Source organism: Agrobacterium tumefaciens (assembly GCF_031801495.1).
Lineage (GTDB): Bacteria > Pseudomonadota > Alphaproteobacteria > Rhizobiales > Rhizobiaceae > Agrobacterium > Agrobacterium tumefaciens_K.
Window position 1 is genome coordinate 1,626,627 of sequence record NZ_JAOEGC010000001.1, and the last position, 22,408, is coordinate 1,649,034.

The window sequence follows — 22,408 nt, forward strand, 5'->3', positions numbered from 1 at the left end:
GGCGTGGCTGCTTTGCGCCATCAGCAGACATATACTTTAGTGGGCGAAATCAAACGTTTCAGCCCGATTTCACGGAAGCGGGTGAATGCCGACACATCATCCTTGGCTTTAGCGCGAATGAGCGCTCCCTCATAAGCGTCCACGATACTGGCTGTTAGATCATTGATGTTCTCGTCACTGTCGAGCTCGCCATCCCGCTGCGCAGCAGCCAGCACCCCTTGAATACTTTTCTCCCAGCGGTCGAATGACATGGAGAGCGCATCGAGAACAACTGCGCTCCGGCCAGCGGCGCTTTGGGCAATCATACCGTAAAGGCACCCTGCATATGGGGCGTCCGCCTTGTACTCTTGTTCGAGCGCTGCGAAATAGGCATCGAGGCGGGCCAGCGGACGGAGCGACGTGTCTGTGAAGAATGCCTCCCGCACCTGTCGGTACTTTTCCTCATACGCTTCGATGACCGCCACTACGAAGTGATCCTTGCTTTGAAAGAAGTGGTAGAATGACCCTTTCGGCACATCGACGGCCTTCAGGATGGGGCCGATGCCCACACCTTCATAGCCATGCGCCAGTAATTGCCGCAAACCTTCGGAAATGAGGCGTTCACGCGTCGTAGATTGACTATACATCACTAGACCAATCGTCTACTAAATTGTTTATGCACATCTCTCTCCTTGGGTTGACCTCATATGAGCATAGCACGCAGTAGGCTTGTCGGCATCTATCTCGTGATTTCTTCTGCCGTTCTGTGGAGTACGGCAGGACTTTTTGTACGCATCGCCGACATGGATGTCTGGTCGATGGTCGCTTGGCGGTCGGCCTTCTCATTCGTCGCGCTAGGCACTTTCGTATTGATCCGCCGAAGATCGACGAAGAACGGAGTTGAATGGACTTTTGGTCTGCCCGGGGTTGCTGCATGTGCCGTGTCTACGGTAGCGTCGATCACCTACATTGCGTCTTTGCAGTGGACGACTGTCGCGAATGTCATGACGGTCTACGCCACGCTTCCGTTTGCAGCGACCGGGATCGCCTTCTTATGGATGCGCGACCGCGTGACATACCGCTTCGTCATCGCTGGCTGTCTGGCTTTCGTGGGAGTAGCTATTTCGGTCGGAGCAGCTATTTCGGCAAATGACCTTCTTGGCATCCTGGCTGCCTTTATCATGACAGCTGGATGCGCCACACAGATTGTCATTGCCAAACGGTTTCCTAACATGGATTCGATGACGATGACGGTCTTCGCCGCGTTGGCCTGCCTTTGCATCGCCCTTCCGCTCATGCAGTATTCGATGCCGACATGGACACAGCTCGTTGCATGCGCTTTCTATGGGATTTTCACAACCGGAATTGGTTATGTCCTTTTGTTGCTTGGCTCTCGCCGGGTGAGTTCAGGTGAAGCCGGACTATTATCCATGCTCGACGTCATCCTTGGCCCGATATGGGTCTGGATTTTTTACAGCGAGGAGATCAAGCTCCCAGTCCTTCTGGGCGGCGCAGTCGTTTTGACTTCTGTCTTTTGGTATCTTCTACCAGCCCGTAAGGTTGCTGCCCCCGTTTGAGCAATGTCAGTTTCGGGCCACAAGTGTCGTTGGTGATATTTGCTCCATAGCTCGGCAAATTTCTTCTCCCCGCTCGTCCCCGCCCCAGCATTTCGCTGCATCATTGTCGTCGCAACCGGAATAGAAGGGCGATACGCGCGGCGCCCTTCTCGGGCCGGTTGCCGGCACCGAAAACATCGTTCTGGCAGACGTGTTTCGGAAAGGCCCCCCGCTCATGCCAGAGGCGGGAGGGTACGATCCGATAGGTGCCGTAGCAATCTCCTGTCCTTGCAGAAATGCCCGGTGGATGCATCCAATCCTCCCCATACCTCCATGCCCCGCATCTGCCGGGCTTCCTCTTCCCGCATCCCGCCCATCGCGGGACCGAAGACGTTTTTTGCAAGCGCTTTGGATTTCTCTGAAACGTTTTAGAATTGGATGTGTTGCGGCTGTACGTACCGGTCAACATGGTCTAAACCGCCTGTACTTACCCGTTTTCCGGCATGCCAGAGAGGAGTTTTCCGATGACCGATCCCAAGGTGCTTGCAGCCCGGTTCCCCGGCGATTTCCTGTTCGGCGTGGCAACCGCATCCTTCCAGATCGAAGGCGCGACCAAAGCCGATGGCCGTAAGCCCTCCATCTGGGATGCCTTCTGCAACATGCCCGGCCGCGTCCATAACCGTGACAATGGCGATGTTGCCTGCGATCACTACAATCGCCTTGACGAGGATCTCGATCTCATCAAGGGCATGGGCGTGGAAGCCTATCGCTTTTCCATCGCCTGGCCACGCATCATTCCCGATGGCGTGGGGCGCATCAACGAGAAGGGGCTGGATTTTTATGACCGCCTCGTGGATGGCTGCAAGGCGCGCGGCATCAAGGCCTATGCGACGCTCTATCATTGGGATCTGCCGCTCGCTCTGATGGGCGATGGCGGCTGGACGGCTCGTTCCACGGCCTATGCCTTCCATCGTTACGCCAAGACCGTCATGGCCCGCCTCGGCGACCGGCTGGATGCGGTGGCGACGTTCAATGAGCCATGGTGCGCGGTGTGGCTCAGCCATCTTTACGGCATCCACGCGCCGGGTGAACGCAACATGCAGGCGGCGCTGGCCGCCATGCATCACATCAACCTTGCCCATGGCCTTGGTGTCGAGGCGTCGCGTCATGTCGCGCCGCAGGTGCCGGTGGGACTGGTGCTGAATGCACATTCCGTCATTCCTGCCTCGGATAGCGAAGCAGACCGCAACGCAGCCGAGCGCGCTTTCCAGTTCCACAACGGTGCGTTTTTCGATCCGGTCTTCAAGGGTGAATATCCGGCTGAGATGATGCAGGCGCTGGGCGACCGCATGCCGCTGGTCGAGGCGGACGATCTGTCGATCATCAGCCAGAAGCTCGACTGGTGGGGGTTGAATTATTATACGCCGATGCGCGTCGCAGATGATGCGTCCGAAGGCGCGGAGTTCCCGGCAACCATATCCGCGCCCTTTGTCAGCGATGTGAAAACGGATATCGGCTGGGAGGTTTATTCCCCGGCGCTGGCCTCGCTGGTGGAGGAGCTTTACGGCCGTTACGAACTGCCGGATTGCTACATCACCGAAAACGGCGCCTGCTACAACATGGGCGTCGAAAACGGTGAGGTGGATGACCAGCCACGCCTCGATTATTACGCCGAGCATCTCTCGGTGGTGGGAGATCTCATCAAGGATGGCTATCCGATGCGCGGTTATTTCGCCTGGAGCCTGATGGACAATTTTGAATGGGCCGAAGGTTATCGCATGCGCTTTGGCCTTGTGCATGTCGATTACGACACCCAGGTCCGCACCCTGAAGAAAAGCGGCAAATGGTACAGCGCCCTTGCGTCTGAGTTTCCCCAAGGAAATCATAAGTAGACAAAATTATCAGTCTTGCTGATTTTTTTGATGGTTCCCTCCGTGTGCCTGCTTGCGCGGCCGAGCGCATGTCCTATGTCAGGGCGGTTGCGGTCAAAACGCAGCGCCTTCGCTCCGCCGGACGAGGGCTGATCCTCCCAAGGGAAATTTACGAACATGCTTCTCGAAAAACTCAACTGGCGTTACGCCACCAAGAAGATGGACCCTTCCAAGGCTGTTTCCGAAGACAAGGTGGAGCGTATCGTCGAGGCCGCCCGCCTGGCGCCGACGTCCAGCGGCCTGCAGCCTTTCGAAGTGATCGTCGTCACAGATCCGGAAGTCCGCGCGAAAATTCAGGCGATTGCCTGGGACCAGGCGCAGGTCACCGAAGGTTCGCACCTTCTGGTCTTCGCCGCATGGGATAACTACACCGTCGAGCGCATCAACCACATGTTCGATCTGGTCAACGACGAACGCGGCTTCAAGAATGAAGGCTGGGAAAAATACCGCCAGTTCATTCTCGGCCTCTATCCTGACCGTGACCCTGACGTCAATTTCGAGCATGCCGCCCGTCAGGCCTATATCGGCTTCGGCATGTCCGTTGCGCAGGCCGCGTTTGAAGGTGTCGATTCCACGCCGATGGAAGGCTTCGACCCCGCTGAACTCGACAGGATTCTCGGACTGCGTGAAAAGGGGCTGCGCTCTGTCACCATCCTTCCACTCGGTTATCGACAGCCGGAAGGCGACTGGCTCGTCAACCTCAAGAAGGTTCGCCGTCCGCTTGACCAGTTCGTCAGCCGCGTCTGATGTCGTCGGCATTTCCGGAGAAAAAGGAAACCGGTTTTCCATCCGGAATGCGCGAGATGACATGAAGAGGATTTCCGCGGCCGCAAGGGCGGCGGAAATGCTATGCCCCTTGTGACAGGGCGGTTGCGGCGGTGAGGTGTCGCTGCTTTGCGGTAGATTTTTCCACCAATCTGGAATAAATGAAAAATCATCCCTGTAAAAAGATGACGCGTGCGGGCAAACATGCGTCATCCAAGTGCCGCTTGGCGGTGCTGATTAAGTGAGAGCCTGACGTGATGACCCTGAAAGTCTTCTGTAATCGAATGTGTGCCGCCGCCGCATGAAGAACGCGGTTTTTACCGCGACAGGATTTTTCCGACCCGACCCGTCAAGAGTTTTCACACCGAGAGTTTTCAATGAGTTTTGCAGCCAACGCGGCCACATCCCGGCCCTCGGACGCGCCCGTGCAGCAGGCGGGACCGGACCCTATGGTCGTTTTCGAAGGGGTGACCAAAACCTTCGGTGCGACAGATGGCAAGCCCGGTTTCGCGGCGCTTGCGGGCATCGATTACGTCGTGCCAAAAGGTTCGATCACCGGCATCATCGGCCGTTCCGGTGCGGGCAAGTCCACGCTTATCCGCCTTGCCAACGGGCTGGAAAAGCCCTCCACCGGACGCGTGGTGGTGGATGGTGTAGATGTGTCGGCTCTGGAAGAGACGGAGCTTCGCTCGCTTCGTCGTTCTGTCGGCATGATTTTTCAGCACTTTAACCTTCTTTCCTCACGCACCGCTTTCGACAATGTGGCCTTGCCGCTGGAAATCGCCGGTGTCGGCAAAAAGGAGATCGAGGCGAAAGTCACGCCGCTGCTCGATCTTGTCGGCCTTTCCGACAAAGCAAGACGTTATCCGGCGGAACTGTCCGGCGGCCAGAAACAGCGTGTCGGCATTGCCCGTGCGCTCGCCACCTCGCCGAAGCTTCTGCTTTCCGACGAGGCGACCTCCGCGCTCGACCCGGAGACGACGCAATCCATTCTGGAACTTCTGAAGCGCATCAACGCCGAACTCGGTCTTACCGTGCTGCTCATCACGCATGAGATGGAAGTGGTGAAGACCATTGCCTCTCAGGTTGCCGTCATCGACAGAGGACTGATCGTTGAAGAGGGCCGCACCTTCGATATTTTCACCGCGCCGAAACATGAGACGACGCGCAGCCTTTTGTCGTCTTCGGTCGGCGTGAAGCTGCCGCACTGGGTGACGTCGGGACTGAAGGCGGAAGCCTCAGCGGGCGACAGGGTGCTGGTCCGTCTGGTGTTTTTCGGCGATACCGCCTTCCAGCCACTGACGGCGCGGCTCGTTGCCGAGATCGGCGCGGACGTTAATATTCTGGCCGGCACCATCGAGGAAATCTCCGGCGAGCCATTTGGTTCGCTTGTCGTCTCATACCCCGCGACGCCGGAAATCACCGCGCGCGCCAGCCGTTTTTACGCTGAAACCGGACTTCACACGGAGGTGCTCGGTTATGTCGCCTGATATGCTTTTCAGCCTGCTGTCCAAGGGACTTATCCAGACTTTGCACATGGTCGCCGTCGCCGGTATCGTCGGCTCGATCCTCGGCGTGCCGCTCGGCGTCTTTCTCGCCACCAGTGGCAAGGGCGAACTTTTCGCAGCGCCGATGTCGAACCGCATTCTCGGCCTTATCGTCAACGCTGCCCGCTCGACGCCCTTCATCATCCTTGTCGTTGCGATCATTCCGTTCACCCGGCTCGTGGCCGGCACTTCCATCGGTACCAATGCGGCCATCGTGCCGCTGACGGTCGCGACCGTACCCTTCATCGCCCGCCTGGTGGAAGCGGCGATCCGTGAGGTGGACAAGGGGTTGATCGAGGCTGCGCGCGCCATGGGCGCCACGCCGTTGCAGATCGTTACCAAGGTGCTGCTCGCCGAAGCGAAGCCCGGCATCACGCTGGCGCTGACGCTGACTCTCGTCAGCCTTATCGGCTACTCGGCCATGGTCGGCGCGGTCGGCGGCGGCGGTCTTGGCGACCTCGGCATCCGTTACGGCTACCAGCGCTTCATGCCTGATGTGATGCTGGTCGTGGTGCTGGTGCTGATCGTTCTCGTGCAGCTCGTCCAGAGCGCGGGCGACGCGCTTGCCAGGAGCTTTGACAAACGCACCCGAAAGAACTGATTTCATTCACAGTTTCGATAACAACAAAACATCTGATAACCCAAGGAGACACCCGATGAAGAAACTCATTCTCGCAGCGTCGCTCGCCGCCCTGTTTGCAGGCAGCGCACTTGCCGAAACCATCAAGATCGGCGTCACGCCGGCCGAACACGCCCAGATCATGGAACAGGTCAAGAAGATCGCGGCGGCCAAGGGTCTGGACCTCGATATCGTCGAGTTCTCCGATTACGTTGTGCCGAACCAGGCGCTGGCCGATGGCGAGCTGCAGGCCAACTCGTTCCAGCACCAGCCGTATCTCGACAACCAGATCGCTGACCGCAAGTTCGATCTCGTCAGCGTAGGCACCACGATCACGACCCCGATGGGCGTCTATTCCAAGAAGGTGAAGAACCTCGAGGAACTGAAGGACGGCGCGACCATCGGCATCCCGAACGATCCGACCAATGGTGGCCGCGCGCTTCTGGTTCTGGCCTCCAAGGGTGTATTCAAGGTCAAGGAAGATGCCGGCCTGAAGGTCACGCCTGCCGACATCACCGAAAACCCGAAGAACATACAGATCGTTGAACTGGACGCCGCACAGCTTCCGCGTTCGCTGGACGATACCGACGCTTCGGTCATCAACACCAACTACGCCACGGCTGCGGGCCTGAACCCGAAGAAGGACGCCATCGCCATCGAAAGCGAGAAGTCGCCTTATGCCAACGTCATCGCTGTGAACGCCAAGGACAAGGACGCTCCGTGGGTGAAGACGCTGGTTGAATCCTATCAGAGCCCGGAAGTGAAGGCGTTCATCCTCGAGAAGTACAACGGCACCGTCATCCCGTCCTGGTAATATCTGCCGGATGCATCTTGCGAAAAGATGAAACCTCCTCCGCCTTGCGGGGGAGGTTTTTTATTGGCCGGGAAACGTCTTTCATATTGTTTTATACCTGTGTTTTTTTGGGTATCCCGACGTCATGTGGTTTAACCCCTTTTGAATGTTTCCTCCGCAAGATGATGCTTTCGAAGGGGAAATTATGCGGATTGCGCCGCGGGGAATTGTCAGGCACTTACGCATCGGCCGACGCGCTGTCGTCGGGGCGGTGCTGTTTGCGTTTGCCGTGGTTCTTTTCGTCGTGACCGCCCTTGTGCTTTCTGCCGTCGGCCAGATCAAGGATCAGGCGAATTCGCTCGATAACCTGCGCCTGAAGGAAACGACGGCCGGGGCATTGATGACGCTCCGCAATCAGCTCGATGCGACCCTGACAGACTATGCCGTGCGCAACGATGCCGCCGAGTTCGTCTACGCGCCGGACAGGTTCGATTGGCTTGCGGCCAATTACGGCAAGGCCAGCGGCGCCGCCAACCTGTTCGATACGGCGATTGTCATCGATCAGGACGGTCGTGTCCGCATGGCCTATCATGACGGGATGCCAGTGTCGTGGCCGCAGGACAGCTACCTTTCCGGCGGCTGGGGCAAGATGATCGAACGGGTGAGGGAAATGCGTCCCGGCACTTGGTCACAGATGTCCGGTTATGTGAAGACGGAGCACGGTATCGCCGTCGCGGGCGTCGCGCTTGTGCGGGCGAAAACCGGGTCGTTGCCGAATGCTGGCGACGAGCGGCGCTATCTGCTTCTGGCCCGTCACCTCACGGCTTCGCTCGTGGACAGTCTCGCCCATACCTATGTCATCGACGGGCTGGACCTGCAATCCGTGAACCTGCCTGCGCCCAATGCGGTCGAGATCGTCAACCCGGTCGGCGAAGTTGTGGCCAAGCTGGTGTGGCATTCCCGTCTTCCGGGCGATATCAGCTTTCATACCGCTCGGCCGATCATTTTCACCGCGCTCGGTTTTGTCGGCACGTTTTTTCTCATCCTGCTCATACTGGGATCGGCAACGCTCGATCGCCTGAAGGCGGACGAAGCCGCCGCACGCGAGGAGGCGCTGCGGGACCGGCTGAGCGGGCTTATCAATCGCAACGGGCTTTTCATCAAGCTGGCCCGCATGGTCCGGTCCGCCCGCTACGACAAGACGGATGTGCTGCTGCTTTATCTGGATCTGGACGGTTTCAAGGAAATCAACGATTCCTACGGCCATGCTGCCGGGGACAGGCTCATAAAGGGCGTATCGGCCGCATTGCAGGTGCTGATGCCGGAAAGGGCCATTCTGGCGCGGCTGGGTGGAGATGAATTCGCTATTGCCATAAAGGGCGGCGATGTACGCGAGGAGGGGCGCAAGCTGTGCCGCTCCATTCTCGAACTCTTCACCGAGCCGTTCAACATCGGCGAACATGTTGTAAGCATCGGTTGCAGTATCGGTATCGCGATCTCCACGACTGGCGAGATCGGAGGCGAGGAACTCGTACGTCGCGCCGATATGGCGATGTATAAGGCCAAGGAAGGCGGGCGCGGTCGCTACGTTGCCTATGATGAGAAAATGGATGAGCTGCGCGAGGAAAAGCTGCAGCTGGAAGCGGATCTGCGCCATGCCATCGGCAACGGCGAGATTTCACTGGTCTATCAGCCGGTGGTCAATGCCGCCACGCGCGCGATCACCAGCGTCGAAGCGCTTGCCCGCTGGAACAGACCCGGCTCCGGCCCCGTGCCGCCGGATATCTTCATTGCCGCCGCCGAAACCAGCGGCCTTATCGACCGGCTGGGTCTTCTGGTGCTGCTACAGGCATGCGAAGCAGCAAAGCAGTGGCCGTCGATCCGGCTCTCCGTCAACGTGTCTCCCGTCCAGTTCCGCAACCCGGCCTTTGCCGGGCATGTGTCCGATATCCTGAAGAGCACCGGGACATCGCCGGATCGTCTGCGGCTGGAATTGACGGAAGGCTATTTCATTCAGCATCCAGAACGGGCCTGCGTGGCGCTCGACAAGCTCAAGCAGCTTGGGATAAGCATCGCGCTCGATGATTTCGGCGCAGGCTTCGCAAGCGTCGGTTATCTGCGTCGCTTCGGGTTCAACCGCATGAAAATCGACCGTTCTCTGGTCGTCGCGCTGGAGCAGGGCGGTCGTTCGCTGGATATGTTGCAGGCGACCGTCGCGCTGGCCCGCTCGCTGGATATCCCGGTGACCGCGGAAGGCATCGAAACCGAGGAGCAGGCGACGATCCTGCACCTATGCGGGTGCGACGAACTACAGGGCTACCTGTTCTCTCGGCCCGTTCCGGCTGAAAAAATCTGCGAACTGCTTGACGAGCAGGAAAGCCCGGTGAAGCAGCTCAAGGTTTCCTGACCTTTTTAGAGGGGGTAGAGGCCACAAACCCTCTTCCGTCATCCTCGCCCTTGAGGCGAGGATCCATAGTGACCTGCCGCGTGGATCCTCGGGTCAAGCCCGAGGATGACGCCGAAGGTGACGACAGATTATCAGCAGCCCAAGCGGCTTGCGCCTGCAATTTACCGTCCCAGATGCTTTTCGCCGCGCTTTTTCGCCAGATCGATCTGCTGCTGGCGGTCGCGGAACCGCTGTCGGTCTTCTTCCGTGCGGTCGTCATAGCAGCTCGGGCAGGACACGCCTTCTTCAAACAGCGGCGACTGGCGCACTTCCGGCGTGATCGGGTTGCGGCAGGCATGACACAGCTTGTGATCGCCTTCGGCAAGGCCGTGGACGACCGAGACGCGCTCGTCGAAGACGAAGCAGGCGCCTTCCCACAAGCTTTGTTCTTCCGGCACTTCTTCCAGATATTTCAGGATGCCGCCCTTGAGGTGGTACACCTCATCGAAGCCCTGCTCCTTCATGAAGGCGGTGGCCTTCTCGCAACGAATGCCGCCGGTGCAGTACATGGCGATCTTGGGCTTGTTGTGCAGGCCCGGATTGTTCTTCACCCAGTCCGGAAACTCGCGGAAGGTCTTGGTCTGCGGATCGACCGCGCCTTTGAACACGCCGATGGCCGTCTCGTAATCATTGCGCGTGTCGATCAGGATCGTGTCGGGATCGGAGATCAGCTCGTTCCAGTCCTTCGGATCGACATAGGTGCCGACGATCTTGTTCGGATCGATATCGGCCACGCCCATGGTGACGATCTCTTTCTTGAGCTTCACCTTCATCCGCACGAACGGCATCTTGGATGCGCGGCTTTCCTTGTGCTCCAGCGCTGCAAATTCCGGCTGGGCGCGGAGGTACGACAGGACGGCATTTATGCCCGCGTCCGGTCCGGCGATGGTGCCGTTGATGCCCTCCGCCGCCAGAAGCAGCGTGCCCTTCACACCGTTTTCCTGACACAGCGCAAACAGCGGCTCGCGCACGCTCTCGAACCGCGGAAAGCGGGCGAAATGATAAAGGGCGGCCACGAGAAAATCGCCAGCGGACCCCGGTGTGGCGTCCGGGCGGGGAAAAATGGTGGTGTCGGTCATGGGCGCTGAAATACAGCGATGAGGCCTGCAAAGCAATATTTATCCGCTGTTTTGCAGGCGCTGCGCGCATTTTGAAATTCGTCAATCTTGGGAGGTGAATGTACTCCATTGTTGCCGCGAGTGGAGAGATGTGGATGCAGAACCTCTCCTCCGTCATCTTCGGGCTTGACCCGAGGATGACGCCGAGTGTGGTGATAAGCCAGTGGCAAACTCGGTCAGGGTGCCGTCGCGGCTACTTCCCCGCGTGCCGCCACAGAAGCGCGGCGATGCGGCTTTCGGTGCGGGCGGATTCGGAAAACACTTCGCTGGCCAGCACAAGGCTGTCCATACGCAGCGTCTGCTGCTGGCGGATGATGGCGTCGAGAAGCAGCGCCAGCCTGTCGCCATTGCCGAACCGCTCCGGCTCCCGGTCGACCAGGGCCGCCAGAACAGAAAGATCGTGCTCGCGGCCCAGAAGGTCCACCAGCCGCTTGGCATCGGCCCGCTTGCTGCGCATGGCGGATGGCCAGAGCCGGCGCAGCAGGCCCAGATGCATCCAGTAGATCTGGCCTGCCTTGCGCAGATCATGGAAGTGTTCGACATCGGCATGATCGTGACAGTTGGCCAGCGCCTCACGCGCCTTGGCGCGTTGCTTCGACCAGCTTTTGCGGATGAGCTTTGCCGCATCCTTGGCGTCGTCCGGCAGCCGTAGCGCCTCTAGCCGCACGCGGCCTTTTTCGCATCCGGCAATGGCTGCCCTTATAGCGCCGTCGAGATCGACTTCATTGGCGATCGCATCGTCGCGGCGCTCGCGCAGGATGACGGTGACGGACTGCAATGCCGCACTCTGCGTCTGCGAGCGGGCAAAATCCTCGAGATAGGTTGCGGTCTCCACCAGCGCGGTCGCATCGCGGGCAAAGGCGAGAGATTGGGCGATATCCCGGAAGCGGGCGTTTTCCTCGCTGCGGAAATCGGCAGCGGCTGGCTGGATGAGCCGGTAGAGCGCACGGATGCGCTTGAAGCGCTTGCGGGCATCGTGCACGGCCTCGTGCGATCCATTCGGCTGGTCACGCAGGATTTCAATGGCCTCATCGATCAGTTCCAGCCCGGCGCGGCGAATCTCGTCATCGAAGGGCTTCTTAGGATCAATCCTGAAGGGCATCCAGCAGCTCTCCTCGCAGGTTTTCCGTTGCGAGCGACTGGTTGGAAAAACGGCGATCGCCCGTCACTTCCCGCCCGATCCATTCCGGCAGGTCGGGTGTCGCATGTTCATCGTCCAGTTCCACTTCCGCCACGATCAGCCCGTCGTAGTTGCCGTTGAAGACATCCACCTCCCAGGTGAACCCGGCGTGGTTGACGATGTGGCGGGTCTTTTCGATGACGACGCCGGTCGAACTTGCCATCAGTTCTTCAGCATCGTCGAGCGGAATGTCGTATTCGTATTCGTCACGCACCAGTGCGCTCGCGCCGATCTTGATGGTGAGCGTGGCTTTGCGGTTGTCCACGATCCTGACCCGGACCGACCGGTCGCCCATGGATGCGACATAGGCTTGCCTGAACGCCTTGCTGGAGGTGACTTCGGCGCGCCATCCATCATGGGCCACCAGAAACTTGCGTTCTATTTCTTTCGCCATCTATGTCTTTGCCATGAATGCTTCGAAAAACCGACGGGTCAGCCTATTACAAAGATGTGTCATCAAAAAGCGAATTGTTTGAAGTAACTAGACGGAAACGGCCGTCTTGTGCCTCGACATGGTGGCGAAGGCGCGCTAATCCGTAACCCACGATTTCAATCGGTTCAAACGTGCAAGGGAGGCTCAATCTTGGCCCAGGACTCCGAAAAACTGCTCTCCATCCTCAAGCTTCAGCCGGTCGTTCCGGTGCTGATCGTGGATGACGCCGCTTCCGCCGTGCCTTTGGCGCGCGCTTTGGTCGCGGGCGGCCTGAAGGCTATCGAGATCACGCTGCGCACGCCCGCCGCACTGGATGCCATCCGCGCCGTTGCAGCCGAAGTCGAGGGTGCGCATGTTGGTGCCGGCACGATCCTCAACGCCAAGGATTACGAAGCCGCCGCCGCCGCCGGCTCCACCTTCATCGTCAGCCCCGGCCTCAACAAGAGCGTTCTCGAGGCTGCGAACAATTCCAGCGTGCCTCTGCTTCCCGGTGCCGCCACCGCAAGCGAAGTCATGGCGCTGCGCGACGAGGGCTACAAGGTCCTGAAGTTCTTCCCGGCCGAACAGGCAGGCGGCGCGCCATACCTCAAGGCGCTGGCCTCGCCGCTGGCCGGTACCGTGTTCTGCCCGACCGGCAGCGTTTCGCTGAAAAACGCGAACGACTATCTCTCGCTGCCGAACGTCGTCTGCGTCGGCGGTTCGTGGGTTGCCCCGCGTGAACTGGTGGCAACGGGTGACTGGGCAGGCATCACCAAACTTGCCGCGGAAGCCGCCGCCCTGCGTGGCTGACATTCTCCGCAAGGCCCGTTCACGAAGGCGTGAGCGTCGGCCTTGCTGGTAATCGCATCGATACTTCCTATCTCCTGTGAGGATTTTACCCCTCACAGGAGATTTTGATGTTCGACGCCAAGAAACTTCTTGAACAATTCCTCGGCTCCCAGGTGCCGGGCCTTTCGGGAAGTGTCCGCGACAGGGCTGGACAGGCCGCCGATATCGCCAAGAACAATCCGATGAAGGCTGGCGCCCTGGCCGCTGCCATTCTCGGCACCAAGACGGGCCGCAAGCTTGCTGGCAATGTCGCAGCCGTGGGCGGTGTTGCCGCCATCGCAGGGCTCGGATATCTCGCCTACAAGAACTACAAGTCCGGTCAGACACCGGAAGCCGCGCCGAAGCCGGAGCCGCAACTGCTGGCCCCGCCCGCCGATTCCGCGTTCCATCCGCAATCCCCAGCGCTCTCCAATGATTTCGCCCTGAAACTCATTCAGGCGATGATCGCGGCCGCCAAGGCCGATGGTCATATCGACGAAAAGGAGCGCGCTAACATCATGGAAAAGGTGCAGGTTTCCGGGCTTGATGACGAGGCGGAGCGCTTCCTCGAAAAGGAACTGGCCGACCCGCTCGATATCGACGCGCTGGTGGCTGCCGCCCGCACGGAGGAGCAGAAGGTGGAGCTTTACACCGCCTCGCGTCTTGCCATCGAGGCGGATACCCGTGCCGAGCGCGGTTATCTCGATCTGCTGGCTGGCCGTCTCGGTCTGCCGGATGCGCTGGTCGACCACATCGAGTCGACGGTGGTTGCCGCCAAGGTTTGAGTTAAAGGCCAATTCGACGTCATCCTCGGCCTCAGGCCGAGGATGACGCGGAGTTTGACGATGGTCTTGTCATCCACCGACGGCTCGCCTAATCCTTCTCTACGAAATATGGGGAAGAGAATGCGCGATCTGAGTGAGTTCAAGGGATGCCCGACGCCGCAGCCGGTGACGCTGAAGGGCCGGTATGTCACGGCCGAGCCGTTCGATCGCGAAAAGTATCTTGCAAGGCTCTGGGATGCGCTGGGCGGTGAGGCGACCAACGATCTTCTCAAATATTTCCCGCAGGACCGTTTTGTCGATGCTGACGCGTTCGGCGACTGGCTGATCGGTGCCGGCCGGAAGCTCGGCTGGGTGACGCTTGTGTTTGTCGAAAACGCCACCGGCGACGTGGTGGGCATGGCAAGCTACATGCGGCCCGATCCCGCCAATGGCGTGGTCGAGGTCGGCTCGGTTGCCCATGGCGCTAAGATGAAACGCTCGCCGCTCTCCAGCGAAGCCCATTACCTGATGGCAAGACACGTCTTCGAAGACCTCGGTTATCGCCGTTACGAGTGGAAGTGCCACAATGAGAACGAGCCTTCCAAGATCACGGCGAAGCGTTTCGGCTTCACCTTCGAGGGCGTGTTCCGCCAGCACATGATTTCCAAGGGCCAGAACCGCGATACGGCATGGTTTTCCATGATCGACGGCGAATGGCTGCTCATTGGCAAGGCGTTCGAAGCGTGGCTTTCGCCGGACAATTTCGACGCGGCAGGCAGCCAGCGCCGCAGGCTGGAAGATATTCGCGCGGAGCTTGCCGATGGCTGATCGAAAAGAGCGTTCGCCTGCCCTTGCGGCAGCGGCCATCCTGCTCGGCTTCGGCCTGCTGTTCTTCATCATGCCGAAAGTGATGATCTGGCTCGGGGATTATTCGCCCTGGCTTGCGGCAGCCTTCGGCACCGTGGCCGTCCTGTGCTTCTTCCTGCTGTTCTGGCTGCGTGCCCGCTACCAGCGCAAGCGTGACCTTGGCGGTCGTCAGGACTGAAGCGACGCGCCAAGCAGGGCAAGGCCCATCAACAGAACGAAGAGCGCACCGGCGATCTCGATAGCGTGGCTGATGCCGGCTGCCTTGCGGCTGCCGGGGCCGGCTAAGCGCACGGCCAGTCCCTTGGCCGAAACGGCCATGGCGGCAAGCGCCGAGACGGTGATCGCGGTCCCGAGCGACATGGCGAGCACCGACAGCGTGCCGCCGAGCAGAAGTCCGTTCAGGAGCGCGAAGCTCATGACGATGATCGCGCCGGAGCAGGGACGCAGGCCCACCGCGATGATGGCTGACCAAGCCTCGTGCAGGCTGAAATTCTTCGCGCCCAGCATCGTCGGATCCGGCGCGTGCGACTTGCCGCAGGCAACGCACAGATCGCCGCTGCCGCTGTGTTCGTGATCGGCAAAGACCGGCTTGCCCTGAAATCTCAGACCCGTGCCCATGCCCGTGGTGCGGGGAGACGCTGAAGGGCTGCGGACCGGTATCTCGTTGGATGATGTTGCGACCTGAATTGCGGCGGTTGTGGTGGCGAGAGCGCGTTGTTGCCGGGGCCAAAGCGACCAGACTTTCCGCGCCAGAAGCCACGCGCCGAACAGCGCCACCATGGCGAAGCTGGCAATTTCCATCGCCTGCGTCGCTTTGGTCATGGTAATCGATGTGCCGCGCAGAACCAGCCATGCCGCGCCGACCAGCATGATGGCGACAGCGCCCTGCAAGAACGACGAGATGAAGGAGATGACGATGCCGCGTTTCAGCTGCGTCTCGTTGGCGATCATGTAGGAGGAGATGACGGCCTTGCCGTGGCCGGGACCGGCGGCATGGAAAACGCCATACGCAAACGACAGGCCGACCAGTGAGGTCAAGGCCCAGTTGTCGTCTCGCATCGCCCGCAGTGCACTGGTAAGCGAGCGGTAGAACATCTGCTGGTGCACGTTGATCCATTGCAGCAGCGGCGCGAGCGGTCCGCCAACCGAAAAGGACGGTTCGGCCGAACCGATGCCGAGCGGGGATTGCGCATGGGCAACGGCGACGAGAAGGGGAAGGGCAAAAACCGTGAGGATCCAGCTCTTCCGACTTAGCATGTCAGCTCCAGACGGGTTGCGAAGAGCTTCGTCATATCCGTTCCGGTCGGATCGTTGAAGAACGCATCGGTCAGCGTCGTCTGGTTCTGCGAGATGACCTCATCCGGATCGGGCCGCACGACGGCGTGCTTGCAGGCGGCAAGATCCTTGCCTTCGGTCGCCAGATCGCTGTCCTTGGCAAAATCGATGGCCGTATACATGGTGGGGTCCCATGCGCCGAAGCTGAGCTTGCCCTTCACGGGCAGCGGTGCCTTCGGTTTGACGGAAAAGAACATCAGGATCTGGCTGTCCTTGTAATCGACATGGATCGCTTCCGGCTTGCCGAAGGGGACCGATTTTCCGTCGGCGAGGATGTTGGTGTAGTAGGAGTATTCCTCCAGCGATTCCAGCACCGTGCTGCCGATCTCCGCCAGTTCTTCCGGGTCCAGCTTCAGGTCGCTGTTCTTGTCATAGTCCATGACCACGCTGGCGGAAAACATCTCGTCGAAGCGCCAGATGTTGCGTACTTCCTGAACGGTGCCGTCCTTGCCCTCGACGATCTCCATGCGCGCATCTGCAAAGATGTGGGGATGCGCCGTTGCGATGGCCGGAATAAGTGTCAGGCCCGCCAGAAGCGGCAAAAATCGTCTATTCATTCGTCCCGTCTACCCTGCCTTCGAATCTCGGTCCGGACTTTAGCAGAAATTGGGACCGAATTGAGGTTTATGCGGATGCTTCCCCGTGACGCGACGTCACCCTCGGGCTGGACGCGAGGATGACGAAGGAGAGGTTTCCGCCTCTCTCACCCGTTCTTGCGGAACCAGTTGTAGAGGAAATCCACGAAACTGCGGACCTTTGCTGGAAGGTAGCGGCGGTGAGGATAGACGGCGTAGATGCCGCGGTCCTTGGAGATGTAGTCGTCGAACAGCGTCACCAGTTCGCCCGACTGGATATGGGGCCTGGCGATGAAATCCGGCACCATGGCGATGCCCAGCCCGGCGCGGGCGGCGCGCAATGTCGCCTGGGGGCTGTTGACCTCGATCGGACCGCTGATCGTCACCGAATTCGATCCGCCATCCGGCTCGAAATACCGCACGGAGTTATGGAAGCGGGTATTCGTGTCGATGATGAACGGAACGCGGCCGAAATCCTGCGGGCCTTCGAGAGGGCCGTGCTGCGCGACGAAATCGGGGGTGGCGACGGCATAGACGCGGAAATCGGAAATCTTGCGGGCGATAAGCCCGGAATCTTCCAGCCGGGTGATTCTGACGGCAAGGTCGAATCCCTCCTCGATCAGATCGACGAACCGATCCTCCGCGACGATTTCCAGCGCCAGTTCCGGATTTTCCTTTGCGAAATCGATCAGGCTCTGGCCGACATCCGCATCCATGAAGGTGCGGGGAACGGAAATCCTGAGCTTGCCCTTGAGGTCCGCATTCTTCTCGCGCACGAGATCGGCAAGGTTATCGATCTCTTTCAGGATATCGGAAGCGGTGCGGTAATAGGTATGGCCTGCTTCCGTCAGCGAAAACTGCCGGGTGGTGCGGTTGAGAAGCAGCGCGCCGAGATCGTCTTCCAGTTCGCGCACATATTTGGAAAGCAGCGCCTTGGAGCGGCCCGTCTTGCGCGCCGCAGCCGAAAAGCCCTCGGCCTCCACGACATCGATAAACGCGCGGATGCGGGTGAGTGTGTCCATGAAAACCTCCGGTTTGTTCGGCATAATTGAACGATGGGGCGTGGATGTTCAATAAGAAAATAAATGATGAAAAAATCCGCTTCTGCCAAAAAAAATCTCTTGATTATGACCGCGAATATTCTTATCTCCCGGCTTGCCCAAAGTCGCACGTGCCCATGTGTGTCCGCCGGGTCCTCGATGTGGTGAGGATCTCGGTAAGGTACCTGGAACTAACCCCTCCAGTCGCTATTCCGGCCAACCGGGAAATGCGAGGACATATCAAGCAACGACGGTGCGGGCCTTTCTGGTTCTCTGCCGGCTTTCCATCAGCCGGGGTACTAAAGAGGCACACCATCATTGCCGTAAGTGCGGTTGGGAGTATTCCCTCCAATCCCATGGCAGACAAAGCCGAATGATGCTCTGGCAGAGCGTCGTTCACATTCGCGCCTTGAGCGTATGCTAGCGATTCTGCGCCTCCACCGGCTGATTCGTTTGCATATCTCGAGCGTCCTTTGTCCTCTGGAATTTTTCCGGAGCCGGTTTAATAGGGAATACATCGATGACGACTGCACGCATTCTCGACTTCATCAAGACCCGACGTCCCGAAGGCCCTTGCCTCGTGGTTGATCTCGACGTCGTGCGCGACAATTTCAACGCGTTCCGGCACTCCCTGCCGAACAGTGCGATCTACTATGCCGTCAAGGCAAACCCGGCTCCCGAAATTCTCAAGCTGCTCGCTTCCCTCGGCTCCAACTTCGATTGCGCCTCCGTGGCCGAAATCCAGATGGCGCTCGATGCAGGCGCGACGGCTGATCGCATCTCCTTCGGCAACACGATCAAGAAGGAACGCGATGTCGCCCGCGCTTACGCGCTCGGCATCGATCTCTTCGCAGTCGACAGCCATGAGGAAGTCGAGAAGGTTGCCCGCGCAGCCCCCGGCGCCCGCGTGTTCTGCCGCGTCCTGACGGATGGCGAGGGTGCCGAATGGCCGCTTTCGCGCAAGTTCGGCTGCGTGCCGCAGATGGCCGTCGACGTTCTTGTCTACGCTCACCAGCTCGGCCTTGAGTCCTACGGCGTTTCCTTCCACGTCGGTTCGCAGATGATGAACCTCGACGCATGGGATGCCGCTCTGGCCGACGCAAAGCGCGTGTTTGCCTCGCTTTCCAAGCAGGGCATTCACCTGCAGATGGTCAACATGGGCGGTGGTTTCCCGACCAAGTACCTGCGCGACGTTCCGGCTGCCGAAGAATACGGTCAGGCCATCGACAATGCCCTGCGCAAGCACTTCGGCAACCAGATCCCGAAGACGATCATCGAGCCGGGTCGCGGCATGGTGGGCAACGCCGGCGTCATCAAGGCTGAAGTCGTTCTCGTGTCGCGCAAGTCCGACAACGACAACCATCGCTGGGTGTTCCTCGATATCGGCAAGTTCGGCGGTCTGGCCGAAACCATGGACGAAGCCATCCGTTACCCGATCCGCACCGATCGCGATCAGGATGCGATGGAGCCCTGCGTTCTGGCCGGTCCGACCTGCGACAGCGCCGATGTGCTCTATGAAAAGAACATGTACCCGCTGCCGGTCTCTCTGACCATCGGCGACGAAGTTCTGATCGAAGGCACAGGCGCCTACACGACCACCTATTCGGCGGTCGCGTTCAACGGCTTCGAACCGCTGAAGGCCTACGTCATCTAACCTTCGAACGCCGTCTGCTGAAAGGGCGGCGTCTCGACCAAGCTTCCGTTCCGGTTTTGCCGATTGTGCTGATGCGCAAATCCCTGCTTGCTGCACCTCTTCCAGCCGAGGAAAGCGTGTCGGCGGGCCGGAACGGCTCACCTTATTGTTTCAGGGCCGCGTGTGGGCGGTTTTGTCTTGGGAGGGCCGGGCATGGCCGCTCTTTTGAATTCTGTACGGGCATTCTTTACTCCGCAGACGTTCCACGTCGATCAGGAAAACGCGGGCGATGTCGTTGCGCGCGAAAACCTTCTGGACCGCGCCATGGGTGCTGGTCGTCGCCGCAAGTCGTCGGAAAAGCTGCGCGCCGGTCGCGTTCCGGCCGAAGGGCTGGCGCTTGTTGCCCGCGATCAGGACGGTCACATCATTGGCACGGTGCGCCTGTGGAATGTCGAGGCTGGCATTTCGCGTGAAGGCCGCCCTGTCGACGCGCTGCTGCTCGGCCCGCTTGCCGTAGATTCCGCCTATGAAGGAAAGGGCATCGGCTCGGCGCTGATGCGTGCGGCGATTTCCGAGGCGTCCAGCCGCGACCACGGTGCCATCATGCTCGTCGGCGATGCGCCCTATTACGAGCGTTTCGGCTTCTTTGCCGAAAAGACCCGGCACCTCATCATGCCCGGCCCCTTCGAGCGTCATCGTTTCCTGGCGCTGGAACTGAAGGCTGGATGGCTGGATGGCGCTGCCGGCATGCTGATCGCAAGCGGACGCAAACTCTCCGCATAAGACGAGCGGGGAAGGGTGGACTTCCCCTTGCTCTTTGAGATCCTCGGGCCTTGCCCGAGGATTTTTTGTTTCGGGAACTGATTGCGGTTCGGGCAAGAGGTGAAGATCCAGTGTGTGGATCGGGTCGAGCCCGATGATGACGCGGAGGAGGGCGTGCGCGACGCTTTCTCATCCCCATTTGTGCGGAGTCACGCAAAATGACCGGGGAAATACTTCAATCCGGGTATTTTTTGCACGTCATTTTGACCGGGGAGTCAGCTTGAAATGGCCAAAACCCGTAAAGCATTGATTTCAAGAAATAATAACTGCTGGATGTGGCTGGATTTTTCAAGCTTTCGCTCGTTAGCACTCTCCAAAACTCGACCTGTCAGTCACGGCCAGGCGCGAATCCAAGAGCGGCTCCGCGAGTTGTCCCTTGCGTGGCGAGCGGTGATTGTTTCTAAATTGAAATCAAGGAGTAGAACCAATGGACGATCCATGCTCAAGCGAACCCAAAGGTTCCAATCGACTAAAGCTTGATCATTTTGAAGAGGAAGCGGCACGCTCCCGGTTGTACGCTGAAGTGATCAGGAAGTGGACCGCAGCAGGTGCAATCCAATATGATTTAGACGACCTTCCCGAAATGATTGATGAAGGCCGTGAGATTTCGTTTTCGGACCTGGGAATTGAAGACAACGCATTTTTGATTCGCTGCTGTGAAGGAACTAGCCCCTATCTCGATGAGATGCATGAAATCTTCGTAGAGGGTGTCATTGTTTTTAAGCAGAGGTACGAAGGCAAGAACGGGGCTTTTATCACGCTTGTCGCAGGTCGATCAGGTCATGTTAGCAACTGGTCAGAGGGTACAGCGAGGATAGCGAGCGGCTGGATTGACGCGGATCGATCTGTGGACGATGGATTAGCCTACTTTGGACTGGTGGGTGATCCCTTAATATTGGGCTCTGCTAATCTGTTTGACGTGGAGATGTTCCTTGAGAATGCGATCGCGCGGGTTGGTGCGGGTGAGCGGCTCAAAGCTCGCCCATCAAAACCCTACAGCTCCTAACAGGGTGCTGTGGCTCCGGCGCTGTCGCGCCACATTGTTGGCTGCAACTCGAATACTCCATCTAGCTCGCGCAAGACCAACTTGCTCGGCAGCGCCTCTGTGGTCGCCCGGGCGGTAAGGGTGCTGCACTTAGAGTGCTGGTCGACACTGCCTTTCAAGAAAGTATGTATCCGCCAACTCGTCTTAGCCCGGCGGTATATTCTCGTCAGACCCGAGTACGGTTAGTGAAAATCTAAAGTGGCAGCTAAACCAAGAAATATGTTGGCAGTCCCATTTTGGAACATGTCAATTGTCAACAATTACAAAGGTTTGCTTAAATTTCTTGCTTGCAGGCGTCCTTCCGATGTGCTCAAGTATCAACAACATTGGTAACCGGGCAGCGTCGCAGAGAAGGAGGATATGAGCTATGCAGTATGTGCATCAGACCCGAAATCATATCCCGGCGTTTGACCAGTCGGTTGCATTTGATGCCCTTCTTGGCTTGGACGTAGATATCCTTGCCGGTCGCACTATTCTGGCTTCTCAGTCAGAAGAAGTCTCTTTAGCCGATTCCATACGTCGTCGAAGACGACGATGGTTAACGGCAAACAAGGAGACATCATGCCGAATATCGATCTCAACAGAACTGGTCGACAAGAAGACATTGGCGGTCGGAGTATTCACACGGTAGCTTCAGCTTCCGAAGGAAATTTCTCTGAGCATGGAAACGAGGATCGCTTCCATGTCAGCTTCGTGGGTGGACCTGACGAAATCTATGATCAGGTGAAAGAATGGCTGGAGCAGCGTCCGGGTGACCTTGGCGACATCGTCACAGTGAGGAAGAGCGGATCACTAACCTTCGAGGATGCGCCCGATGGTGACTGGTCGGGCCGTTACGCCGATGTGATCTGGGAAGAAACGCTACCGGTGTGGGACTTGGATGGTCCTGACGGCGAACCCATGGGAGCCTTCGATGCCGAAGTTCTTCGGCGTTTGATCGAAACTCACCCGCAATCGTTCAAGGCTCTTCTCGCGAATGAGGGAGAGAATGATGAGCGGAATAACCCGTTCATTGCAGCGTTCTATTGCTACTAGAATCGTAGCCCCGGAGTTGATCCTCTGGGGCTTCGTATTTTTTTGGGGCCGAACGCTACGTCCCTATGTCTGGCAAGCTTTTGAAACTTTGCATTTGGAAGTCTCTATGCAGTCCCAA

22 protein-coding genes are annotated in these 22,408 nt (G+C 58.8%); 15 read left to right on the plus strand and 7 right to left on the minus strand.

Features of this window, described 5'->3' with window-relative positions; genetic code table 11:
• Window positions 1-20: 20 nt before the first annotated feature.
• Window positions 21-626, minus strand: coding sequence for a TetR/AcrR family transcriptional regulator (locus tag N7578_RS07605; RefSeq protein ID WP_111790376.1), 606 nt, complete (start codon window positions 624-626; stop codon window positions 21-23).
• Between the two features lie 60 nt (window positions 627-686).
• Between N7578_RS07605 and N7578_RS07610 the strand changes: the two genes are divergently transcribed.
• From N7578_RS07610 to N7578_RS07640, 7 genes are all read left to right on the plus strand, one after another.
• Window positions 687-1,556: a DMT family transporter gene (locus N7578_RS07610; RefSeq protein ID WP_311109670.1), complete on the plus strand. Its 870-nt coding sequence runs from the start codon at window positions 687-689 to the stop codon at window positions 1,554-1,556.
• A 503-nt stretch (window positions 1,557-2,059) separates the two neighbouring features.
• Window positions 2,060-3,427 carry a GH1 family beta-glucosidase gene (locus N7578_RS07615; RefSeq protein WP_311109671.1) on the plus strand — a complete coding sequence of 456 codons (1,368 nt, stop codon included), beginning with the start codon at window positions 2,060-2,062 and terminating at the stop codon, window positions 3,425-3,427.
• 156 nt (window positions 3,428-3,583) lie between these two features.
• Complete coding sequence (locus tag N7578_RS07620; RefSeq protein WP_311109672.1) at window positions 3,584-4,213, plus strand: nitroreductase family protein; 630 nt, start codon at window positions 3,584-3,586, stop codon at window positions 4,211-4,213.
• Window positions 4,214-4,680: 467 nt separating this feature from the next.
• Window positions 4,681-5,721 carry a methionine ABC transporter ATP-binding protein gene (locus tag N7578_RS07625; RefSeq protein ID WP_311110084.1) on the plus strand — a complete coding sequence of 347 codons (1,041 nt, stop codon included), beginning with the start codon at window positions 4,681-4,683 and terminating at the stop codon, window positions 5,719-5,721.
• Window positions 5,711-6,379: a methionine ABC transporter permease gene (locus tag N7578_RS07630; RefSeq protein ID WP_311109673.1), complete on the plus strand. Its 669-nt coding sequence runs from the start codon at window positions 5,711-5,713 to the stop codon at window positions 6,377-6,379. Before N7578_RS07625 ends, N7578_RS07630 begins: the two co-directional genes overlap by 11 nt.
• A gap of 55 nt (window positions 6,380-6,434) precedes the next feature.
• Window positions 6,435-7,211, plus strand: a complete 777-nt coding sequence (locus tag N7578_RS07635; RefSeq protein ID WP_311109674.1) for a MetQ/NlpA family ABC transporter substrate-binding protein — start codon at window positions 6,435-6,437, stop codon at window positions 7,209-7,211.
• 145 nt (window positions 7,212-7,356) lie between these two features.
• Entirely contained in the window at window positions 7,357-9,597 is a 2,241-nt protein-coding gene (locus N7578_RS07640; RefSeq protein ID WP_311109675.1) for a bifunctional diguanylate cyclase/phosphodiesterase, read from the plus strand.
• Window positions 9,598-9,758: 161 nt separating this feature from the next.
• On the opposite strand, the gene N7578_RS07645 is transcribed toward N7578_RS07640, so the two are convergent.
• From N7578_RS07645 to N7578_RS07655, 3 genes are all read right to left on the minus strand, one after another.
• On the minus strand, window positions 9,759-10,715 hold the full coding sequence (locus N7578_RS07645; RefSeq protein ID WP_311109676.1) for a rhodanese-related sulfurtransferase: 957 nt from the start codon (window positions 10,713-10,715) through the stop codon (window positions 9,759-9,761).
• 232 nt (window positions 10,716-10,947) lie between these two features.
• Complete coding sequence (locus N7578_RS07650) at window positions 10,948-11,856, minus strand: CHAD domain-containing protein (protein ID WP_311109677.1); 909 nt, start codon at window positions 11,854-11,856, stop codon at window positions 10,948-10,950.
• Window positions 11,840-12,328 carry a CYTH domain-containing protein gene (locus tag N7578_RS07655; RefSeq protein ID WP_311109678.1) on the minus strand — a complete coding sequence of 163 codons (489 nt, stop codon included), beginning with the start codon at window positions 12,326-12,328 and terminating at the stop codon, window positions 11,840-11,842. The genes N7578_RS07650 and N7578_RS07655 overlap by 17 nt, the downstream gene beginning before the upstream one ends.
• Window positions 12,329-12,517: 189 nt before the next feature.
• Here N7578_RS07655 and N7578_RS07660 point away from each other — a divergent pair, with 189 nt between their 5' ends.
• The 4 genes from N7578_RS07660 (at window position 12,518) to N7578_RS07675 (ending at window position 14,983) form a co-directional block, all read left to right on the plus strand.
• Entirely contained in the window at window positions 12,518-13,156 is a 639-nt protein-coding gene (locus N7578_RS07660) for a 2-dehydro-3-deoxy-phosphogluconate aldolase (protein ID WP_311109679.1), read from the plus strand.
• 107 nt (window positions 13,157-13,263) lie between these two features.
• Window positions 13,264-13,959, plus strand: a complete 696-nt coding sequence (locus tag N7578_RS07665; RefSeq protein ID WP_311109680.1) for a tellurite resistance TerB family protein — start codon at window positions 13,264-13,266, stop codon at window positions 13,957-13,959.
• A gap of 120 nt (window positions 13,960-14,079) precedes the next feature.
• Complete coding sequence (locus tag N7578_RS07670; protein ID WP_311109681.1) at window positions 14,080-14,766, plus strand: GNAT family protein; 687 nt, start codon at window positions 14,080-14,082, stop codon at window positions 14,764-14,766.
• Window positions 14,759-14,983, plus strand: a complete 225-nt coding sequence (locus N7578_RS07675; protein WP_311109682.1) for a hypothetical protein — start codon at window positions 14,759-14,761, stop codon at window positions 14,981-14,983. Before N7578_RS07670 ends, N7578_RS07675 begins: the two co-directional genes overlap by 8 nt.
• Here the strand turns inward: N7578_RS07675 and N7578_RS07680 are convergent.
• From N7578_RS07680 to N7578_RS07690, 3 genes are all read right to left on the minus strand, one after another.
• The gene (locus N7578_RS07680; protein WP_311109683.1) at window positions 14,974-16,062 is read right to left on the minus strand and encodes a nickel/cobalt transporter; all 1,089 of its coding nucleotides are present in this window, start codon (window positions 16,060-16,062) and stop codon (window positions 14,974-14,976) included. The two genes, N7578_RS07675 and N7578_RS07680, sit on opposite strands and share 10 nt — an antisense overlap.
• Window positions 16,056-16,697 carry a DUF1007 family protein gene (locus N7578_RS07685; protein WP_311109684.1) on the minus strand — a complete coding sequence of 214 codons (642 nt, stop codon included), beginning with the start codon at window positions 16,695-16,697 and terminating at the stop codon, window positions 16,056-16,058. Before N7578_RS07685 ends, N7578_RS07680 begins: the two co-directional genes overlap by 7 nt.
• A gap of 146 nt (window positions 16,698-16,843) precedes the next feature.
• Window positions 16,844-17,737: a LysR family transcriptional regulator gene (locus N7578_RS07690; protein ID WP_311109685.1), complete on the minus strand. Its 894-nt coding sequence runs from the start codon at window positions 17,735-17,737 to the stop codon at window positions 16,844-16,846.
• Window positions 17,738-18,275: 538 nt separating this feature from the next.
• Here N7578_RS07690 and odc2 point away from each other — a divergent pair.
• From odc2 to N7578_RS07710, 4 genes are all read left to right on the plus strand, one after another.
• Complete coding sequence (gene odc2, locus N7578_RS07695) at window positions 18,276-19,409, plus strand: ornithine/lysine decarboxylase (protein WP_311109686.1); 1,134 nt, start codon at window positions 18,276-18,278, stop codon at window positions 19,407-19,409.
• Between the two features lie 192 nt (window positions 19,410-19,601).
• Complete coding sequence (locus N7578_RS07700) at window positions 19,602-20,171, plus strand: N-acetyltransferase (protein ID WP_311109687.1); 570 nt, start codon at window positions 19,602-19,604, stop codon at window positions 20,169-20,171.
• A 466-nt stretch (window positions 20,172-20,637) separates the two neighbouring features.
• On the plus strand, window positions 20,638-21,216 hold the full coding sequence (locus tag N7578_RS07705; RefSeq protein ID WP_311109688.1) for a hypothetical protein: 579 nt from the start codon (window positions 20,638-20,640) through the stop codon (window positions 21,214-21,216).
• Window positions 21,217-21,816: 600 nt separating this feature from the next.
• Window positions 21,817-22,290, plus strand: a complete 474-nt coding sequence (locus N7578_RS07710) for a hypothetical protein (RefSeq protein ID WP_311109689.1) — start codon at window positions 21,817-21,819, stop codon at window positions 22,288-22,290.
• Window positions 22,291-22,408 lie beyond the last annotated feature (118 nt).

What these genes read in the sequence shown, in the direction of transcription:
- N7578_RS07610 (WP_311109670.1), top strand. Translation starts at nt 687, where the DNA reads ATGAGCATAGCACGCAGTAGGCTTGTCGGCATCTATCTCGTGATTTCT.
- N7578_RS07655 (WP_311109678.1), bottom strand. Translation starts at nt 12,328, where the DNA reads ATGGCGAAAGAAATAGAACGCAAGTTTCTGGTGGCCCATGATGGATGG.
- N7578_RS07650 (WP_311109677.1), bottom strand. Translation starts at nt 11,856, where the DNA reads ATGCCCTTCAGGATTGATCCTAAGAAGCCCTTCGATGACGAGATTCGC.
- N7578_RS07615 (WP_311109671.1), top strand. Translation starts at nt 2,060, where the DNA reads ATGACCGATCCCAAGGTGCTTGCAGCCCGGTTCCCCGGCGATTTCCTG.
- N7578_RS07675 (WP_311109682.1), top strand. Translation starts at nt 14,759, where the DNA reads ATGGCTGATCGAAAAGAGCGTTCGCCTGCCCTTGCGGCAGCGGCCATC.
- odc2 (WP_311109686.1), top strand. Translation starts at nt 18,276, where the DNA reads ATGACGACTGCACGCATTCTCGACTTCATCAAGACCCGACGTCCCGAA.
- N7578_RS07605 (WP_111790376.1), bottom strand. Translation starts at nt 626, where the DNA reads ATGTATAGTCAATCTACGACGCGTGAACGCCTCATTTCCGAAGGTTTG.
- N7578_RS07680 (WP_311109683.1), bottom strand. Translation starts at nt 16,062, where the DNA reads ATGCTAAGTCGGAAGAGCTGGATCCTCACGGTTTTTGCCCTTCCCCTT.
- N7578_RS07690 (WP_311109685.1), bottom strand. Translation starts at nt 17,737, where the DNA reads ATGGACACACTCACCCGCATCCGCGCGTTTATCGATGTCGTGGAGGCC.
- N7578_RS07710 (WP_311109689.1), top strand. Translation starts at nt 21,817, where the DNA reads ATGCCGAATATCGATCTCAACAGAACTGGTCGACAAGAAGACATTGGC.
- N7578_RS07620 (WP_311109672.1), top strand. Translation starts at nt 3,584, where the DNA reads ATGCTTCTCGAAAAACTCAACTGGCGTTACGCCACCAAGAAGATGGAC.
- N7578_RS07640 (WP_311109675.1), top strand. Translation starts at nt 7,357, where the DNA reads ATGTTTCCTCCGCAAGATGATGCTTTCGAAGGGGAAATTATGCGGATT.
- N7578_RS07635 (WP_311109674.1), top strand. Translation starts at nt 6,435, where the DNA reads ATGAAGAAACTCATTCTCGCAGCGTCGCTCGCCGCCCTGTTTGCAGGC.
- N7578_RS07670 (WP_311109681.1), top strand. Translation starts at nt 14,080, where the DNA reads ATGCGCGATCTGAGTGAGTTCAAGGGATGCCCGACGCCGCAGCCGGTG.
- N7578_RS07665 (WP_311109680.1), top strand. Translation starts at nt 13,264, where the DNA reads ATGTTCGACGCCAAGAAACTTCTTGAACAATTCCTCGGCTCCCAGGTG.
- N7578_RS07700 (WP_311109687.1), top strand. Translation starts at nt 19,602, where the DNA reads ATGGCCGCTCTTTTGAATTCTGTACGGGCATTCTTTACTCCGCAGACG.
- N7578_RS07645 (WP_311109676.1), bottom strand. Translation starts at nt 10,715, where the DNA reads ATGACCGACACCACCATTTTTCCCCGCCCGGACGCCACACCGGGGTCC.
- N7578_RS07630 (WP_311109673.1), top strand. Translation starts at nt 5,711, where the DNA reads ATGTCGCCTGATATGCTTTTCAGCCTGCTGTCCAAGGGACTTATCCAG.
- N7578_RS07685 (WP_311109684.1), bottom strand. Translation starts at nt 16,697, where the DNA reads ATGAATAGACGATTTTTGCCGCTTCTGGCGGGCCTGACACTTATTCCG.
- N7578_RS07705 (WP_311109688.1), top strand. Translation starts at nt 20,638, where the DNA reads ATGGACGATCCATGCTCAAGCGAACCCAAAGGTTCCAATCGACTAAAG.
- N7578_RS07625 (WP_311110084.1), top strand. Translation starts at nt 4,681, where the DNA reads ATGGTCGTTTTCGAAGGGGTGACCAAAACCTTCGGTGCGACAGATGGC.